This is a genomic window from Autumnicola patrickiae, from assembly GCF_031846525.1.
Taxonomy (GTDB): domain Bacteria; phylum Bacteroidota; class Bacteroidia; order Flavobacteriales; family Flavobacteriaceae; genus Autumnicola; species Autumnicola patrickiae.
Map to the genome: position 1 here is coordinate 1 of NZ_JAVRHM010000012.1, position 16,245 is coordinate 16,245.

17 protein-coding genes are annotated in these 16,245 nt (G+C 38.6%); 6 read left to right on the plus strand and 11 right to left on the minus strand.

Translation table 11 applies throughout. The features are described 5' to 3' along the window. Positions 1-334: 334 nt before the first annotated feature. From RM549_RS11165 to RM549_RS11200, 8 genes are all read right to left on the minus strand, one after another. Positions 335-985 (minus strand): CPBP family intramembrane glutamic endopeptidase, encoded by a 651-nt coding sequence (locus RM549_RS11165; protein WP_311684781.1) that lies wholly within the window; start codon positions 983-985, stop codon positions 335-337. 116 nt (positions 986-1,101) lie between these two features. Further along, positions 1,102-1,926: a LytR/AlgR family response regulator transcription factor gene (locus RM549_RS11170; RefSeq protein WP_311684783.1), complete on the minus strand. Its 825-nt coding sequence runs from the start codon at positions 1,924-1,926 to the stop codon at positions 1,102-1,104. Positions 1,927-2,026: 100 nt separating this feature from the next. Then, positions 2,027-2,377 (minus strand): hypothetical protein, encoded by a 351-nt coding sequence (locus tag RM549_RS11175; RefSeq protein WP_311684785.1) that lies wholly within the window; start codon positions 2,375-2,377, stop codon positions 2,027-2,029. A 59-nt stretch (positions 2,378-2,436) separates the two neighbouring features. Continuing rightward, the gene (gene recJ, locus RM549_RS11180; RefSeq protein ID WP_311684787.1) at positions 2,437-4,131 is read right to left on the minus strand and encodes a single-stranded-DNA-specific exonuclease RecJ; all 1,695 of its coding nucleotides are present in this window, start codon (positions 4,129-4,131) and stop codon (positions 2,437-2,439) included. A 40-nt stretch (positions 4,132-4,171) separates the two neighbouring features. Continuing rightward, entirely contained in the window at positions 4,172-4,516 is a 345-nt protein-coding gene (locus tag RM549_RS11185; protein WP_311684793.1) for a HopJ type III effector protein, read from the minus strand. A 50-nt stretch (positions 4,517-4,566) separates the two neighbouring features. Next, the gene (locus tag RM549_RS11190; RefSeq protein WP_311684798.1) at positions 4,567-5,133 is read right to left on the minus strand and encodes a uracil-DNA glycosylase family protein; all 567 of its coding nucleotides are present in this window, start codon (positions 5,131-5,133) and stop codon (positions 4,567-4,569) included. A 133-nt stretch (positions 5,134-5,266) separates the two neighbouring features. After that, on the minus strand, positions 5,267-5,938 hold the full coding sequence (rsmI, locus tag RM549_RS11195; RefSeq protein ID WP_311684801.1) for a 16S rRNA (cytidine(1402)-2'-O)-methyltransferase: 672 nt from the start codon (positions 5,936-5,938) through the stop codon (positions 5,267-5,269). A gap of 14 nt (positions 5,939-5,952) precedes the next feature. Beyond that, positions 5,953-6,876 carry a DUF8457 domain-containing protein gene (locus RM549_RS11200; protein ID WP_311684803.1) on the minus strand — a complete coding sequence of 308 codons (924 nt, stop codon included), beginning with the start codon at positions 6,874-6,876 and terminating at the stop codon, positions 5,953-5,955. A gap of 187 nt (positions 6,877-7,063) precedes the next feature. On the opposite strand from RM549_RS11200, the gene RM549_RS11205 reads away from it, so the two are divergent. The 5 genes from RM549_RS11205 to RM549_RS11225 all read left to right on the plus strand — a co-directional run bounded on the left by RM549_RS11205 (position 7,064) and on the right by RM549_RS11225 (position 12,800). Continuing rightward, on the plus strand, positions 7,064-7,711 hold the full coding sequence (locus tag RM549_RS11205) for a thymidine kinase (protein ID WP_311684805.1): 648 nt from the start codon (positions 7,064-7,066) through the stop codon (positions 7,709-7,711). After that, entirely contained in the window at positions 7,704-8,813 is a 1,110-nt protein-coding gene (gene alr, locus RM549_RS11210) for an alanine racemase (RefSeq protein ID WP_311684807.1), read from the plus strand. The genes RM549_RS11205 and alr overlap by 8 nt, the downstream gene beginning before the upstream one ends. A gap of 66 nt (positions 8,814-8,879) precedes the next feature. Next, the gene (mscL, locus tag RM549_RS11215) at positions 8,880-9,314 is read left to right on the plus strand and encodes a large conductance mechanosensitive channel protein MscL (protein WP_311684809.1); all 435 of its coding nucleotides are present in this window, start codon (positions 8,880-8,882) and stop codon (positions 9,312-9,314) included. A 239-nt stretch (positions 9,315-9,553) separates the two neighbouring features. Beyond that, positions 9,554-10,543: an aspartate-semialdehyde dehydrogenase gene (locus tag RM549_RS11220; protein ID WP_311684811.1), complete on the plus strand. Its 990-nt coding sequence runs from the start codon at positions 9,554-9,556 to the stop codon at positions 10,541-10,543. Positions 10,544-10,643: 100 nt separating this feature from the next. Beyond that, positions 10,644-12,800 (plus strand): prolyl oligopeptidase family serine peptidase, encoded by a 2,157-nt coding sequence (locus RM549_RS11225; protein ID WP_311684813.1) that lies wholly within the window; start codon positions 10,644-10,646, stop codon positions 12,798-12,800. A gap of 108 nt (positions 12,801-12,908) precedes the next feature. On the opposite strand, the gene RM549_RS11230 is transcribed toward RM549_RS11225, so the two are convergent. Further along, complete coding sequence (locus RM549_RS11230) at positions 12,909-13,520, minus strand: HAD family hydrolase (RefSeq protein ID WP_311684815.1); 612 nt, start codon at positions 13,518-13,520, stop codon at positions 12,909-12,911. 100 nt (positions 13,521-13,620) lie between these two features. Between RM549_RS11230 and RM549_RS11235 the strand changes: the two genes are divergently transcribed. Continuing rightward, entirely contained in the window at positions 13,621-14,586 is a 966-nt protein-coding gene (locus tag RM549_RS11235; protein ID WP_311684817.1) for an ABC transporter ATP-binding protein, read from the plus strand. A gap of 40 nt (positions 14,587-14,626) precedes the next feature. Here RM549_RS11235 and RM549_RS11240 read toward each other — a convergent pair whose 3' ends face one another. Together RM549_RS11240 and mtgA are read right to left on the minus strand one after the other, a co-directional pair. Then, complete coding sequence (locus tag RM549_RS11240) at positions 14,627-15,079, minus strand: transcription elongation factor (RefSeq protein WP_311684819.1); 453 nt, start codon at positions 15,077-15,079, stop codon at positions 14,627-14,629. Positions 15,080-15,166: 87 nt separating this feature from the next. Next, the gene (mtgA, locus tag RM549_RS11245) at positions 15,167-15,838 is read right to left on the minus strand and encodes a monofunctional biosynthetic peptidoglycan transglycosylase (protein WP_311684821.1); all 672 of its coding nucleotides are present in this window, start codon (positions 15,836-15,838) and stop codon (positions 15,167-15,169) included. Positions 15,839-16,245: the final 407 nt, after the last annotated feature.

Sequence of the window (16,245 nt, forward strand, 5' to 3'; positions counted from 1 at the left end):
GTTCGTTTAAAATCCATTTTCCACTTTTGAAATTTAATTCTTTCCCTCTGTCGAAATTGTAATTATATTTTGCACCTCCACAACTCATAAAGGAAAGAGTTAAAAGGAGAACTATTATTATTTTGTAGGTTTTTGAAAAGTTATTGTTTTTATTATGCCAGGCACAAGAGTACCGCAAGCTGTCGAGCGTGATTTTACGTGTTGTAATTATACATTTAATTAGGTACTATTCGACGTTTCATTTAAAATGAATTAAAAAAGTTTGGCCTATTGCCAATGTTGTTATTGTTGTTACTTCTCCTGGGAAATCATTTATGTCATCACTTTTTCTTGGTCAATACCAGCCTTTGTATATAAATACCAATGCAATTGTATCAAAAAATCCGTGAACAGCAATGTTAAACCATAAGTCGTATTTACGTAGATAAAAAATAATGGCAAGTAACACACCAACAATACCGGTTACAATCTGACCTGTTATACCTTGATATGCGTGTAGGAAGCCAAAAAGAACACCAAGTAGAGCTATATTTAGTACAAGACTAATTTTACTGTTTCCAAAGAATTTTTCAAACTGTCTCATAAGATATCCTCTAAATATAATTTCTTCTCCAAACGCAGCTGATGCCCACATTAAAATAAGTAAACCTAAAGTAGCTGATAGGCTACCATTATAAGAATCGAATGCCGAGAAATCCATTTCCTGTCCAGTGAGATAAGTTACACCTGGAACAAGAACGAAAGAGTATATTAGAAATAAACCTCCCGAGAATAATGGAGCTGTTATTAGAAGGTCTTTGAGATTCATTCTTTTTTTCTGAAAACCTAAAGATTTAAAAAGGTCTTTTCTATATTCTATTGCACTAGCAATTAATACTAAAAATGCCGCTATTATGATTTGAAAATAACCTGATAAATATAAGAGGGAGCAAAGAATAAGAACTATTACAGGAGTGACTTTTGTTGTTAAAAAGGCTTTGTTCATTTTTTTATCGTTTTTAAATTTTAAACGAAGAAACAATGGTGAAGCAAGGAAAATAGTAGAAAATCAGGAATTTTTACTGAATGGTATCAAAATAATAGCTGAATAATCAAGCCAACTTACAGTTTGTTCTCAAACCAATCCATAAAGGCTTGCCGTTTATACCTGCTGATATTTATTTGAGATATTTTTTTGCCAGCAAGGGTGGGCTTAAGTAGTATTGACAACTTTCCGTTTTCTATTGTTTTTATCTGCTCAATAGAACGAGGGTGTAAAACTGTCTGCCTATTTGCTCTAAAAAAATTTTGCTTACTGAATTTATCTTCAATTTCATTTAAAGTGAAATCTGTAACTATTGAAGCTCCATCAATTTTTACAAGGTTTACTATTTTGTTTTCGCTATAAATAAAAGCAATGTCAGCAAAATTGACCAAGGTGATTTTGCCACCTTGTTTAACTTTTAGTTTTTCATTAATAGACGCAAGTCTGTGAAGTTGATAAATATCGGCAGAGAACATAAGAACTATTCCAACAGTGCTTAGTAGTAAGGTGATTGAAAGTCCTATTAATAGATAATAAACGTCATAGGATTCAAATGCATTAATTCCATTAATAACATAGTATAATGGAATATATATTATCGATATATAGCCTAAAGTTGAAAAAAGGAAATATAAAAGTACCTGTGAATTAATTTTTTTAGAAAAGTACTTATTTTTAAAATGTCGAAAATTAAAACTTGCAATAAGTGTTATTACACTTCCGATAAAGATTGAAATAGCAATAAAAAACCAAGGGAATTCGTAGGATTTATTTAATGGAAAATGTTCAGGTGCTATAAGATGATTAGCTAAAATAGATATTGTAACAATTATGAAACCATTTTTAATCCAAAAATTTGAAAAAGTAATATTTCTTTTGAAAAAGCTGTTTATTGCATTCATCTAACCTGAATATCTCTTCTAGATTTTTTTAAGCTTGTATAAAAGTACTTCAAATTAAAGAAACCAAACTTTAACTGCAATTAAGAAGAAAAACCAATCCTTAATTTTTACAAATATCGTCCAAATAATGAAGTAAATTTAGCCGGAACAATGTTCCTTCTATAAGATCTGAAATTTGTTCCATTTCTTCCCGGGTTACTGCAAAATCCATCTTCAGTAAAGGTGACTTTATTAGGATACTTCGGCAGTTTTTCATATCACATTTACAACAATTATGCTGGGCAGCGGTTTGGATATTGTTGGAGAGCTGAAGGATTTCTTCACGCAAAAGATAGAAGCCCATATCCTTAAAAACCAGCTGAATCCTCTTAGGATCGGCTTTGAGCTCCGAATTCTTCCACCTAAAAGCTATTCCGAATTTATTGTGATAAATTAAATCTACGTCCTCCATCTTTGAATGCTTTCTCCAAAGATAAAAAATTATTTAAACTGAATCTAAATAGCGCGAGCTTATTCGGAAATATCTTTAAGTCTTAGCTGCAATGAAACATTTCCGTTGTATTCGTTTTCGTCTATCGCATACACGGCTTTAAAGACTTTATTTTTAGCAATAATCTCCAGCTTTTTACCAAGGCCAAAGCCAATCATATCAAAAACCGGGCTCTTTCCTTCCTGTTTTACCTGGCATTTTAAATGACTCTGATCTGCACCCACACATTTTCCATATCCTGTATCCCGAAGGTTTTGAGTCATAAAGACCGGTGACATATTTCCCGGACCACAGGGCGCAAATTGTTTAAGAATACGATAAAACTTCGGGATAATATCCTTCAAATCCAGTTCGGCGTCTATAGCAATTTCAGGAGTGAGCAGGTTCTTGTCGATAGTTTCAGAAACCACTTCTTCGAACTTCAGCTTAAAATTCTCATATTCCGAAGCCAGTAAAGTGAGTCCGGCGGCGTATTTGTGTCCGCCAAACTGCTCAATATGTTCTTTACAGGATTCCAGCGCATCATAAACATCAAAACCTTTTACAGACCGTGCTGAAGCAGCCAGTTTCTCTCCACTCTTAGTAAAAACCAGCGTTGGGCGGTAATAGGTTTCGGTGAGCCTGGAAGCGACAATACCAATAACTCCTTTATGCCAGTTTTCATGATACACCACAGTGGTTTTACGATCCTGCTCCTGCGACGCTTCAATTTGTGCAAGAGCCTCTTCGGTTATGATTTTGTCGGTATCCCGCCTATCGGTGTTATATTCTTCAATTTCTGAAGCAAACTTTATCGCTGTTTCCTCATCTTCTTCCGTAAGCAAGTTCACCGCATGCAGCCCGTGCTTCATCCTTCCGGCAGCGTTAATGCGGGGCGCCAGGATAAAAACCACGTCTGTAATAGTGATTTTATCCTTTTTGAGCTGCTTCAGAATTGCTTTAAAACCCATTCGTGGCGCTACATTAATTACATGCAGCCCATGATAAGCCAAAATCCTGTTCTCTCCCGTAATGGGAACAATGTCTGCCCCAATGGCAGTAGCCACCAAATCCAGGTACGGAAGAAGGTTTTCAAGTTTTAAATCCCGGTTTGCGGCAAGCGCCTGGATCAATTTAAAGCCTACTCCGCAGCCACAGAGTTCCTTGTAAGGGTATTCACAGTCTTCCCGTTTTGGGTCGAGCACCGCCACAGCATTCGGAATTTCACTCCCGGGCCGGTGATGATCACAGATAATAAAATCAACACCTTTTTCTTTAGCATAAGCGACTTTTTCAACGGCTTTTATTCCGCAGTCCAGCGCAATAATCAGACTGATGTCGTTATCTGCCGCAAAATCAATTCCCTTGTAGGACACTCCGTAGCCTTCATCATAACGATCGGGAATATAAGTTGCGACAAAAGAAGAATATGATCTTAAAAAAGAAGACATTAAGGCGACGCTGGTAGTGCCGTCCACATCATAATCTCCATAAACGAGGATGTTTTCTTCGGAAGCAATGGCTTTTTCAATTCGTGCTACGGCAAGATCCATATCCTTCATTAAATAAGGATCGTGAAGGTCTTTTAAGGAAGGACGGAAGAATTTCTTTGCATCTTCAAAAGTCGTAATTCCCCGCTGCACCAAAAGAGAGGCAATAGGTTTCCCCACCCCCAATTCTTCTGAAAGTTTTATTACAGTTTCCTGATCTGGTTTGGGCTTTAAGGTCCAGCGCATTTACTTCAATTTTTTAGCTGAAGATAATAAAGAATTTGAATTATTCAGGCTGTAAAGCTTCACCTTTAAATTCAATTTTGCTCCAACCGCTATTCATAAAGTTTCTTATATTCTGGTGCCCTGTTCCTTCAGGATTTTTTAGTACATCTTCAAAGTAAACTTCTCCAAAACAAGCCAGAACAGCTTTCTCGGAAAGATCATGTAACTTTCCGAAGTAAAATATTTTACAGCTCCCGTTGTTCTCGCCGGGTTCATTTTTCAGTTTTCCATTTTTAAAGGCTGTCGGTGTAAATTTATAATGAGCATCAATTACCTTCATTGTTTGCGCAAAAGTATTTTGCTCAGGATTTTCTTTAAGTGTAGTAATAAATTTGGCAATTTTCATACTTTCTGATTTCCTGCGAAGGTGTGAAAAATAATAAGCAGTTCGGAATTTTACCCAATTTTTTCTTTTACTCTTTTCTGAAGCTCAGGCACCACCTCATCTTCAAACCACGGATTCTTTTTCCTCCAGAATACATTTACGGGAGATGGATGCGGAATTGGAAAAAATTCCGGAAGATATTCCCTGAAATCAGTTACTTTTTGGGTGAGGTTGTTTTTATCCCTCAGGTAATAATTTGAAGCATAAGACCCGATAAGAATGGTCATCTGCAGATTACCAAATTTGGAAAGCACCTTCTCATGCCATAATGGAGCACACTCTTTTCGTGGCGGAGCATCCCCGGTTTTAGCCTTTCCTGGATAGCAAAAGCTCATTGGTAAAATTGCAAAATTACCGGTGTTATAAAAAGTATCTTTGTCCACACCAAGCCATTCACGGAGTCTTTTACCACTCTGGTCATTCCATGCGATCCTCGTGTTATGTACCACCTGCCCCGGCGCCTGACTTATAAGTAATATTTTAGATTCTGAAGATGCTTCCAGGATTGGTCTTGGCTCAAATGGTAAGTTCTCACGACAAAGATCGCAACCACGAATTTCTTCAAGCAGGTTTTGCATTTAAATCATTTTAGTTTTTACCTCTACAATTATCCTTCCTTTCAAGGTATTTATGATAAAAATTTTAGATGCTTGGAATACCGGCGCGAGAAGATCCTATGCTAAGAAAGACATGAACGATCCCACGGAAATATTATCTTTTCCCTTCAACGATAACCACAATCTCTCCTTTAGGCGGCTTATTGTTATAATGCTGCAACACTTCAGCAATAGTTCCTCTGATTGTTTCTTCGTGGAGTTTAGTTATTTCACGAGAAACAGAGGCCTGACGTTCAGCACCAAAATATTCAGTGAAATGGGTAAGGGTTTTCAGAAGTTTATGAGGAGATTCGTAGAAAATCATAGTCCGGATTTCTTCAGCTAAAAGTTTAAGCCGCGTTTGCCGACCTTTTTTTACCGGAAGAAAACCTTCAAAAATAAACTTGTCATTTGGCAGTCCGCTGTTTACAAGTGCAGGCACAAAAGCTGTAGCTCCGGGAAGGCAATCAACCTCTACTCCAGCCTCTACACAGGCTCGCACGAGTAAAAATCCGGGATCTGAAATTGCAGGAGTTCCGGCATCACTTATCAGCGCTATAGTTTCTCCGTTCTTGATCCGCTGTACAACAGTATCCACCGTCTTATGCTCATTATGCATATGGTGGCTGTGCATTTGAGTGGAAATATCAAAATGTTTAAGAAGTTTTCCGCTATTCCTGGTGTCTTCTGCAAGAATAAGATCGGCTTCCTTTAGTACTCTGATCGCCCGCAACGTAATATCTTCAAGATTGCCTATTGGTGTAGGAACCAGGTAAAGCTTAGCCATAGAAAGTGTACGCGTTAGTTTTCGAATTTATTTTCGATCTTCTCCAGGAATTGCTGCTCATACTGCTCTTTTCCTTCCCAGTTGTTGTAATCTGGTTTCACCACCAACTGAATAAATTTTTGCGCTTCTTCCAGCGTATGAAAAGTGTTTAACTGAGAAAGCACACGATTATAATCTGTAGCATTTCCTTCAAAAAGATGTTTTATAAATGCAAGACGTTCATTTAATCCAATGGTTATTCCCTTCTTTAGCCGGTCATTTAACGATCTTGGACGCGGTGCTTTTCCGTTTTGATTTACCGGTTCAAATTGTGGCAGACTGTCATATCCTATCCCAAAATCGTGAAAATCTGTTCTATTTTCGGGCTGTGGTTTGGGTTGGGATTCTGGCCGTGGTTGAGATTCTGGCTCCGACTTAGATTCCGGCTGCGGTGTGGGTTCTGATTGTGGTTTAGGTTCTGGTTGAAATATAGGTTCCTGCTTTGGTTCAGGTTTTTCTTCTGCTCTTTCCCGAGTCGCTTCAGATTGCTGTTTCGGCTTTTCTTCGGAATTAATTCTGGCGAACAGGTCATCAATCTGGCCCGTCTCCTGCGGCATTTCTGCCACAAGATTTTTAATCTTTTCCGTGTTTGGCTCTGTGATTGCTTCAGAATCGTTATACTCTGTTCCATCGGGCGCAAAATATGTAGAACGGTCATCTTTAACTTCTTTTTGCTCTTCCGGAACTTGTTTAGCCAGCTCTTCAGAAAAAACTTTAGTTTCAGCCTCAGGTTCTTCAAAATCTGTTTCTGCTAAATGCTTTTCCGTAAAATGCAGAACACATAGTTTTTCATACAGATTTCTGGCTTCAGACTTTAATTGCGCAACATCAAGATTGTCTTTACTGTTTACAATTTTCTCTGCAAGCTTAAAAAGTTCATCTTCGATCTTCTTTTTCATAATTCTGGATTTTACCGGCAAACCGGCAAATTTTAATAATGTTACAGGCTTCCAACTTCTTAAAATTACCTGCCCTGCCTTTATAACTTTAGCACCTGCCCCTTCTGCAAAGCTTGTATTTTTAATAAATTTGTTCCACCTTTATACGAAACGGGGGTGAATCCCTTTTCGATTTGAAAATTACAAAATGTTTCTCGAAAATACAGTAAATCACGAAGAGCAATTTGGATGGATTGAGGTAATTTGCGGAAGTATGTTTTCGGGTAAAACTGAAGAATTAATCCGCAGGCTCAAACGTGCCACCTTTGCAAAACAGAAGGTTGAGATTTTTAAACCGGCCATAGATATTCGATATAATGAAGAAATGGTGGTGTCTCACGATTCCAACGAAATTCGTTCCACCCCGGTTCCATCTGCTTCCAACATCAGGATCCTGGCCGATGGCTGCGATGTGGTAGGGATTGATGAAGCCCAGTTTTTTGATGATGAAATTGTGACGGTATGCAACGATCTCGCAAATCGCGGGGTAAGGGTAATCGTCGCGGGTCTGGATATGGATTTTAAAGGAAATCCTTTTGGCCCTATGCCCAACCTTATGGCTACAGCCGAATATGTGACCAAAGTACACGCCGTTTGTACGAGAACCGGAAACCTGGCACAGTTTAGCTATAGAAAAGCAATAAATGACGACCTGGTTTTTCTTGGTGAAAACGAAGAATATGAACCGCTGAGCCGTGCTGCATATTATAAGGCCATGCTAAGGGAAAGGGTTAAAAAATTAAACGTGAACGATGCAGAGGAAATAGATCCCAAACTAAAGCAAAAAAATGCCTAAAGCACAGGAAACAGTACTGGAAATAGACCTTGGAGCCCTGGCTCATAATTATAAAACCATCCGTTCCCGGGTCCCGGAAGATGTGAAATTCATGGCCGTTATCAAGGCCTACGCCTATGGGAACGATTCAATTAATATAGCACGAAAACTTGAAGATTTGGGTGCCGACTATTTTGCGGTTGCCTACATACAGGAAGGTGTCCGGCTCAGGCAGGCAGGAATCACCACTCCTATTATGATCTTTCATCCCCAGCAGGAAAATTTCGATCAGCTTGTGGAAAATTGCCTGGAACCAAGTCTTTACAGCGATCATCTCCTTACCGATTTTATAGCTACTGCAGAAAAACTCGGTCAAAAAGATTATCCTGTCCATATTAAGTTTAATACAGGTATGAACCGGCTTGGTTTTTCACCAAAAAAGGTGGAGGTTGTCTTTGACAGACTTGCAACAACTTCTGCAGTAAAAGTACATTCAGTTTTTTCCCATTTGGCAGCAAGTGAAGACTGGCGGGAGCGGGAATTCACCCTTAACCAAATTAATACCTTCAGAAAAATTGCTGCTCGCTTTGTAGAGGAATTCAGCTATGAGCCGATTTTGCACGTCTGCAATACTTCAGCAATATTTAATTATCCTGAAGCTGCCATGAGCATGGTTCGCTGCGGAATTGGTCTCTATGGCTTCGGAAATGACAAAGAAATAGATAAAAAACTGAAGCCTGTAGGTACGCTGAAGACGCTAATTTCCCAAATTCAGGATTTAGAAGAAGGGGAAACCGTGGGTTATAACAGGACGTTTAAAGCTACCAGACCATCGAGGATTGCTACGCTACCACTTGGCTATGCCGATGGTATCCACAGAAAATACGGAAATGAAAAAACCGGGGTTCTTGTGCATGGAAAATTTGCTCCTATTGTGGGCAATATTTGTATGGATATTCTCATGATCGATGTAACAGATATAGATTGCGAAGAAGGAGACCAGGTAGTGATTTTTGGCGAACGACCACATGCGACCGACTTTGCCGCAGCCGGAAACACAATTTCATACGAGCTAATTACAGGGATCTCCCAACGTGTTACCCGCAGGATAATTTCAGAATAAGTTGCCTTTTTTGCCGATATAAAATTTTCGACTATTTTAGTCAGCTAATAATAACATCCCCAATACATGGCTTTTTTTAAAGATTTCAGAGCCTTTCTTATGAAAGGTGACATTATTGCTCTGGCTACAGCAGTGGTAATGGGAGCAGCATTTAACAAAATTATCGCCTCTGTAGTTGCAGATGTACTTATGCCGATAATTGGCATTTTTACGGGTGGTACAGATTTCTCCCAGAAATTTTTTGCGCTCGACGGTGAATATTACGAAACCCTTGATGCCGCGAAAGAAGCTGAAGCTGCTGTAATAACATACGGGAACCTGTTACAGGCACTTATCTATTTTATAATAGTAGCATTTTTTATATTTTTACTGTTGCAGGCTTACGAAAGGACCAAAACAAAAAAGGAAGCTCCAAAAGTGGCTGCTCCAAAAGGCCCTTCTCAGGAAGAATTGCTTATCGAAATAAGGGACGAGCTGAAAAGACAAAATAACACTCCGTAGGAGAAACAATAACGTGCACCGCTATACTGCATATTTTAACAAGTAGCAATTAATTAAACCCCTTGTAAAAGCAAGGGGTTCTTTTTTTAACAATTTGTACTAATTAGTATAAAAAATCTATATCCTAATCAAATTTAAGCGGTTAGCGTACCGCAATAAATTTTAGTATAATACATTTGCATGAGAAAATTACAGACCTCACATGTTTAGAAAGTGAAGTCCTCAAATAAATATATAAAATGAGAGTAGCAGTTGTAGGCGCCACAGGAATGGTAGGCGAGGTAATGTTAAAAGTTTTGGCGGAAAGAAATTTCCCTATTGATGAATTGTATCCGGTTGCTTCAGAAAGATCGGTTGGAAAAAAGGTGAACTTCAATGGTAAGGATTATGAAGTTATTGGCCTTGAAACTGCCGTGGCAAAAAAACCCGATCTGGCAATATTTTCTGCCGGAGGAGGAACTTCTTTGGAGTGGGCACCAAAATTTGCGGAAGCGGGAACTACGGTTGTAGACAACTCTTCAGCTTGGAGAATGGATGCCACCAAGAAACTGATAATTCCGGAAATTAATGCTAAAGAACTTACCGCTGAAGATAAAATTATAGCCAATCCAAACTGTTCTACAATTCAGTTATTGATGGCTTTAAAGCCGCTTCACGACAGGTATAAAATTAAAAGAGTAGTTGTTTCCACTTATCAATCTATTACAGGAACTGGTGTAAAAGCCGTTCAGCAGTTGGAAAATGAGTATGCAGGAGAGAAAGGCGAAATGGCATATCCTTACCCAATCCATAGAAATGCACTTCCGCATTGCGATGTTTTTGAGGAAAACGGGTATACCAAAGAAGAAATGAAACTAACTAAGGAAACCAAGAAAATCCTTGGTGACGATTCTGTAAACGTGAGCGCCACTGCAATCAGGATTCCTGTTGTTGGAGGACACAGCGAGGCTGTAAACGTACAATTCGAGTCTGATTTTGAGGAAAACGAGGTAAGGAAAATTCTTAGTGAATTCCCCGGCATCACCGTCCAGGACAATCCGGATACCAATACCTATCCCATGCCTATCTATGCTGAAGGAAAAGACGATGTTTTTGTAGGCAGGATAAGAAGGGATTACTCGCAGCCAAACACGCTTAACATGTGGGTTGTGGCCGATAATTTGAGAAAAGGAGCTGCCACAAACGCGGTACAAATTGCAGAATATCTTTTAGAAAATAAGCTTATATAAATATTTTTTTAAGCTTACCTTTAAAAATGCCTGTAGGAATGTAACCTGCAGGCATTTTTCGTACTAATCTGCATAGCAAGATTTAACCTTAATCCTATTTATGAGAAGAATAATAACCGGAATTGTTGGCCTTAGCCTCTTGGCAGGTTGCAACGAAAATTCCAGAAATGAACAAACTGCTTTGAATTACCCCGAAACCAAGAAAGTCGATACCGTTACCAATTATTTTGGTACAGAAGTGAAAGATCCTTACCGTTGGCTTGAAGATGACCGCAGCGAAGAAACCGAAAATTGGGTAGAAGCTCAAAATGAAGTGACTTTTGATTATTTAAAGAAAATTCCCTTTAGAAAGGAACTTGAAGAAAGACTTTCTGAACTATGGAATTATGAAAAAATAGGCGCGCCTTTTAAGGAAGGGGATTACATCTACTTCTTCAAAAATGATGGTTTGCAGGACCAGTACGTGGTTTACCGCAAGAAATCTGAAGATGCAGAACCGGAGGTCTTTCTGAATCCTAACAACTTTAGCGAAGACGGTACAACTTCCCTTAGCGGCTTAAATTTTTCTGAAAATGGTAAAATGGCTGCCTACAGTATTTCTGAAGGTGGAAGCGACTGGCGTAAAATAATTATTACGGATGCCGAAAGCAAAGAAGTTGTGGAAGATACCATCCAGGATGTAAAATTTAGCGGAGTTTCATGGAAAGGGGACGAAGGTTTCTATTATTCCAGCTACGAAAAGCCCGAAGGAAGTGAACTTTCAGCAAAAACAGATCAGCACAGGCTGTTTTATCACAAACTGGGTACAAAACAAAGTGAAGATAAGCTCATTTTCGGCGGAACGGAAGATCAGAAGCATCGTTATGTGGGTGGAAGCGTGAGCGAAGACAACCGGTACTTATTTATTTCGGCAAGAAATGCGACTTCCGGAGGAAAACTTTTTATGATGGATCTTTCCCAGGATGACCCTCAAATAATGACAATTATCGGCAATGAGAAAACCGATACGTATGTAATAGAAAATGAAGGCAGCAAAATCTTCCTGGTCACAAACCTCGATGCTCCAAATAAAAAAATTGTAACAGTAGACGCTGCCAATCCGCAGCCCGAAAACTGGGAAGAATTTATTCCGGAGACAGAAAACGTATTGAGTCCGTCCACAGCAGGAGGCTATTTTTTTGCTGAATATATGGAAGACGCGATTTCCAAAGTAAAGCAATATGATTATGAAGGAAACCTTGTACGGGATGTGGAATTACCCGGAATTGGTTCTGCAGGTGGATTTGGTGCCAAAAAAGAAGATGATGTACTGTATTACAGCTTTACAAATTATGTAACACCGGGGACGATCTATAAGTATCAGATTGAAGAAGGAACTTCTGAAGTTTATAACAAACCGAAAATCGACTTTAATACCGAAGATTACGAAAGTAAGCAGGTATTTTTTACTTCAAAAGACGGAACAAAAGTTCCTATGATCATCACACATAAAAAAGGTCTGAAGCTTAACGGCAAAAACCCAACAATCCTTTACGGCTACGGCGGATTTAATATTAGCCTTACGCCATCTTTTAGTACTGCAAATGCGGTTTGGATGGAACAGGGAGGAGTTTACGCCGTTCCCAATCTTCGCGGAGGCGGCGAATACGGAAAAGAATGGCATGATGCGGGTATAAAGCTGAAGAAACAGAACGTTTTTGATGATTTTATTGCAGCTGCAGAATATCTTATTGAAGAGAACTACACCTCCAGCGATTATTTAGCAATTAGAGGTGGTTCTAACGGCGGTTTACTGGTTGGCGCCACAATGACGCAGCGATCAGATTTAATGCAGGTGGCTTTACCCGCAGTGGGCGTTATGGATATGTTGCGTTACCACACCTTTACCGCCGGCGCGGGTTGGGCTTACGATTATGGTACTGCAGAAGACAGCAAAGAAATGTTTGAGTATCTGTACAATTATTCACCGGTCCATAACCTGGAAGAAGGTACAGAATATCCCGCAACCTTAATTACTACCGGAGATCATGACGATCGCGTGGTACCTGCGCATTCGTTTAAATTTGCTGCAGAATTGCAGGATAAACAAGCTGGTGATAATCCGGCCTTGATCAGGATTGAAACAAAAGCTGGGCATGGCGCAGGAAAACCTACTAAAATGATTATTGAAGAATATGCCGATATTTTTGGTTTTACACTATATAATATGGGCTATGAAGTTTTACCAAACAAAATCGAAGAGAAGGTAAAAGGATAATTTTTTAACACAATATTTGAAACCTCACAGAACCCACAATTATTTCCGTGTTTTTGTGAGGTTTTTTATTTGAAGCCTTCGCTAAAGCTTGCATCCCATGCCGCATAACTAATCGGGTTTATTTTCTTTTTGAACTAATTTTAATTCTCCATCTTCAAGGAAATAGCCTTTTTCAGCTTCATAAAGAATCTCCTCATCATCGTCTGAATAAGATGTCAATATTTTGTAATCTCCATCTATTTCGGCATCAAGGCGCCTGATTTTTTCAGCATCATTACAGGTCTTTCCTATAATTTTATAATCTTCATTTACATATTTTGTTAGGGTACCAATAACTTTTAAAGGTAAAAGTTCTTCGAGGTATTTAGTATAGATTTCAAAACCGCCGGTAACGAGATAAACCTTTATTCCAGCCTTATCTTTTTCTATAATATCGGCTACCATTTCCTCCCTGAAATGTTCAGGAAATTCTACATTCCAGAACTGCTTTGCATATTTCTGCACCTTTTCCGGCGGAATTTTATTTAGATAATCATAAAAATTTTCTTTAAAATAAGTTTTACTCATAAGACGCAATTTACCTGCAACTGTGAGCAGGCCAATTTGAAATAGGTGCACCAGCTTATAACCTTTTTTATAGCAAATGAATTTAAAGAACTCATCTTTTGACGACTTCTTATATAAGGTCTGATTAAGGTCGTAAACTACAATTTCCTGCATCTTTCTAATAAAAGTTGATTAGATTTATCCAAAGAAAGATACTAAGATTTGTCTTCCTGACCTTAACTTTATCATTTTCTAAACAAGAGTTTAACCTGTTATGCTGAAACTTAAAAATGTCTCCTTTGCTTATGCCGAAAAACCAATTTTAAAAAATATAACTTTTGAGATTGAGCAGGGAGAACATGTTTCAGTAATTGGCGAAAGCGGATGCGGAAAAAGTACACTATTACAGGTTATTTATGGTCTTCACGATGTGCAGGGAAAAATCCTATGGAACGAAGAGCAAATTTATGGACCTGCATTTAATCTTGTGCCGGGACATTCTTTTATGAAATATCTAGCCCAGGATTTCGACCTGATGCCGCCGTTAACCGTTGCAGAAAACGTGGGAAAATACCTCAGCAATATGTACCCGGTAATAAAGAAGCGCAGAATTGCAGAGCTTTTGGAAGTCGTGGAAATGACCGAACTAAGAGACGCAAAGGCAAAAAATCTTAGCGGCGGACAACAGCAAAGAGTGGCGCTGGCACGTGCTTTAGCAAAGAAACCGGAACTTATTTTACTCGACGAACCATTTAGCCACATCGATCAATTCAGGAAAAATAATCTGCGGCGCCGGCTTTTCGATTACCTAAAAAAAGAGAACATCAGCTGTATTGTAGCCACTCACGACAGTACCGATGCACTTTCTTTTGCCGATAAAACCATAGTTTTAAAGAATCAGAAAATTTTTGCGGAAGCGAGTCCGCAGGAGTTGTATAAGAACCCACCGAACATATACGTAGCCTCGCTCTTTGGCGATGTGAATGAAGTGTTACTGAAGAACATAAAACCTTCGGAAAAGAGCAAAAAGAAGATCATATTATATCCTGAAGAAATCAAATTCAGTTCAAAATCTGAAATAAAGGCAAGGGTTAAAAATGCCCATTTTCATGGTAATAACTGGCTGATTGAAGCCGACCTAAACGGGCAACATATTTTCTTTGTTCATTCTTCAGCATTAAACCCTGGCAGGATCGTGGGGCTTCAAATTTCAGAAAAACTTATAGAATCCCGCTGCTGACCTGTCAGATTTTGAAAACCTGACAGGTCTGCCCAAAATATTATTCCACAGAAACAATACGATTTGTTTTTCCGTTAAAGCTAAAATCTTCCCCGGCCTTTTTATCATGAAGAATTTGAGCGATTGGAGAATTCGCTCCAATAGCAAAATATTTTTCTCCGCCAACATCTATTTGCCCGGCGGGAATCGCCACAATATAACTGGCCATATTGGTCCTTATGAGGCTTCCCAACTGAATTTTTCCGGTTGATTTCCTGTTTTTTGCCTTATCCAGAGTTTCCCTGAGCATTTTAAATTGCTGAAGCTGGTTAGAAAGTTTGTTCCATTCGATATTTATCATTTCCCTTCCGGTTTCATACTTATCCCCTGCGCTGCTCTTCGATTCATTTTCAAGATCGTTTTCCAGGTCTTTTATCGCAGAAGAAATCCGTTCAATTCGTTCCTGAACGTATTGCTCGCAAGCTTCAAATAACTTTTGTTTTATAGTATTCATTGTGGGTTACTTATAATTTAAGGAGGTGGTGTAAATCCAGACCTCACAGGTTTTTAAAACCTGTTAGGTCTAAAGCTTTAAAAAATATTATTCAAGATTTAATTTCCCCAGATTGTTCATTTGCCTTACAATCCAATTTTTACGTTGCTGAATAAAATTACTTGCAGGATTTGCTGAATACTGCCTTGGATTAGGCAGAATTGCAGCAATTGCAGCCGCTTCGTAAGCTGAAAGGTTTGCGGCAGATTTATTAAACCAGGCTCCGGAAGCAACTTCGGCTCCATAAATTCCTTTCCCCATTTCGATACTGTTTAAATAAACTTCCAGGATACGTTCTTTACTCCAGAAGAGTTCAATTAAAAAAGTAAAGTACACTTCAAAACCTTTCCGCAGCCAACTGCGCTGCGGCCATAAAAAGACATTTTTTGCAGTTTGTTGGGAAATCGTACTCGCCCCCCGGACCCGCTTTCCTTTTTTATTATTTTCTATAGCCTTTTCAATCGCTTCAATATCGAATCCGTTATGGGTTGGAAAATTCTGATCTTCACTGGCAATTACCGCCAGTTGCAGATTAGGAGATATCTTTTCCATTTTCACCCAATCATGCCTAATATCCTCCTCCGGATTTTCAAAATACCTGATTGCCATTAGCGGAGTAAATGGTACTGGCACCCACTTATACACTATTACTATAAAAATGGAAAACAGAAATAGTAAAGCGATAACTTTCAGAATAAATTTGAAAATCTTTTTAATCATTCGGAATTTTTTAGAAAGCAGCTTGGATTTTTGCTTTGGAATGAAATTACGAAAACTTTCTAAGTTGGCTCATACCATGATAAGATTAGCCTGAAAAATAGCAAATATCGACCTATGCTCATGTCTGAGTTGAAACGTACGAGGGACAAAGATCCTATGTTCTTCTTAAGATAATGCTGAAAAATGGCAATTATTGGACTGTAGTTTTAGTCACAGATACCTTCAATTTGATTTTAATCCAAAAAAAAGAATTAGAGTGCAGGAATCAGCATTTCTACCTTATTTAATCATAAAAAGCAGGGTTAAAATGGCAATTATCGACTTATTCTGAAGTAGGAAGTAAGAGGGACGACATTTTTTTCTTAAGAAGGCTGAAAAGGACGAATGTCGGCCTCATGTTTTTACCA

What these genes read in the sequence shown, in the direction of transcription:
- RM549_RS11185 (WP_311684793.1), bottom strand. Translation starts at nt 4,516, where the DNA reads ATGAAAATTGCCAAATTTATTACTACACTTAAAGAAAATCCTGAGCAA.
- RM549_RS11205 (WP_311684805.1), top strand. Translation starts at nt 7,064, where the DNA reads ATGTTTCTCGAAAATACAGTAAATCACGAAGAGCAATTTGGATGGATT.
- RM549_RS11190 (WP_311684798.1), bottom strand. Translation starts at nt 5,133, where the DNA reads ATGCAAAACCTGCTTGAAGAAATTCGTGGTTGCGATCTTTGTCGTGAG.
- alr (WP_311684807.1), top strand. Translation starts at nt 7,704, where the DNA reads ATGCCTAAAGCACAGGAAACAGTACTGGAAATAGACCTTGGAGCCCTG.
- RM549_RS11240 (WP_311684819.1), bottom strand. Translation starts at nt 15,079, where the DNA reads ATGAATACTATAAAACAAAAGTTATTTGAAGCTTGCGAGCAATACGTT.
- RM549_RS11170 (WP_311684783.1), bottom strand. Translation starts at nt 1,926, where the DNA reads ATGAATGCAATAAACAGCTTTTTCAAAAGAAATATTACTTTTTCAAAT.
- recJ (WP_311684787.1), bottom strand. Translation starts at nt 4,131, where the DNA reads ATGCGCTGGACCTTAAAGCCCAAACCAGATCAGGAAACTGTAATAAAA.
- mtgA (WP_311684821.1), bottom strand. Translation starts at nt 15,838, where the DNA reads ATGATTAAAAAGATTTTCAAATTTATTCTGAAAGTTATCGCTTTACTA.
- RM549_RS11220 (WP_311684811.1), top strand. Translation starts at nt 9,554, where the DNA reads ATGAGAGTAGCAGTTGTAGGCGCCACAGGAATGGTAGGCGAGGTAATG.
- RM549_RS11230 (WP_311684815.1), bottom strand. Translation starts at nt 13,520, where the DNA reads ATGCAGGAAATTGTAGTTTACGACCTTAATCAGACCTTATATAAGAAG.
- RM549_RS11165 (WP_311684781.1), bottom strand. Translation starts at nt 985, where the DNA reads ATGAACAAAGCCTTTTTAACAACAAAAGTCACTCCTGTAATAGTTCTT.
- RM549_RS11235 (WP_311684817.1), top strand. Translation starts at nt 13,621, where the DNA reads ATGCTGAAACTTAAAAATGTCTCCTTTGCTTATGCCGAAAAACCAATT.
- mscL (WP_311684809.1), top strand. Translation starts at nt 8,880, where the DNA reads ATGGCTTTTTTTAAAGATTTCAGAGCCTTTCTTATGAAAGGTGACATT.
- RM549_RS11225 (WP_311684813.1), top strand. Translation starts at nt 10,644, where the DNA reads ATGAGAAGAATAATAACCGGAATTGTTGGCCTTAGCCTCTTGGCAGGT.
- RM549_RS11175 (WP_311684785.1), bottom strand. Translation starts at nt 2,377, where the DNA reads ATGGAGGACGTAGATTTAATTTATCACAATAAATTCGGAATAGCTTTT.
- RM549_RS11200 (WP_311684803.1), bottom strand. Translation starts at nt 6,876, where the DNA reads ATGAAAAAGAAGATCGAAGATGAACTTTTTAAGCTTGCAGAGAAAATT.
- rsmI (WP_311684801.1), bottom strand. Translation starts at nt 5,938, where the DNA reads ATGGCTAAGCTTTACCTGGTTCCTACACCAATAGGCAATCTTGAAGAT.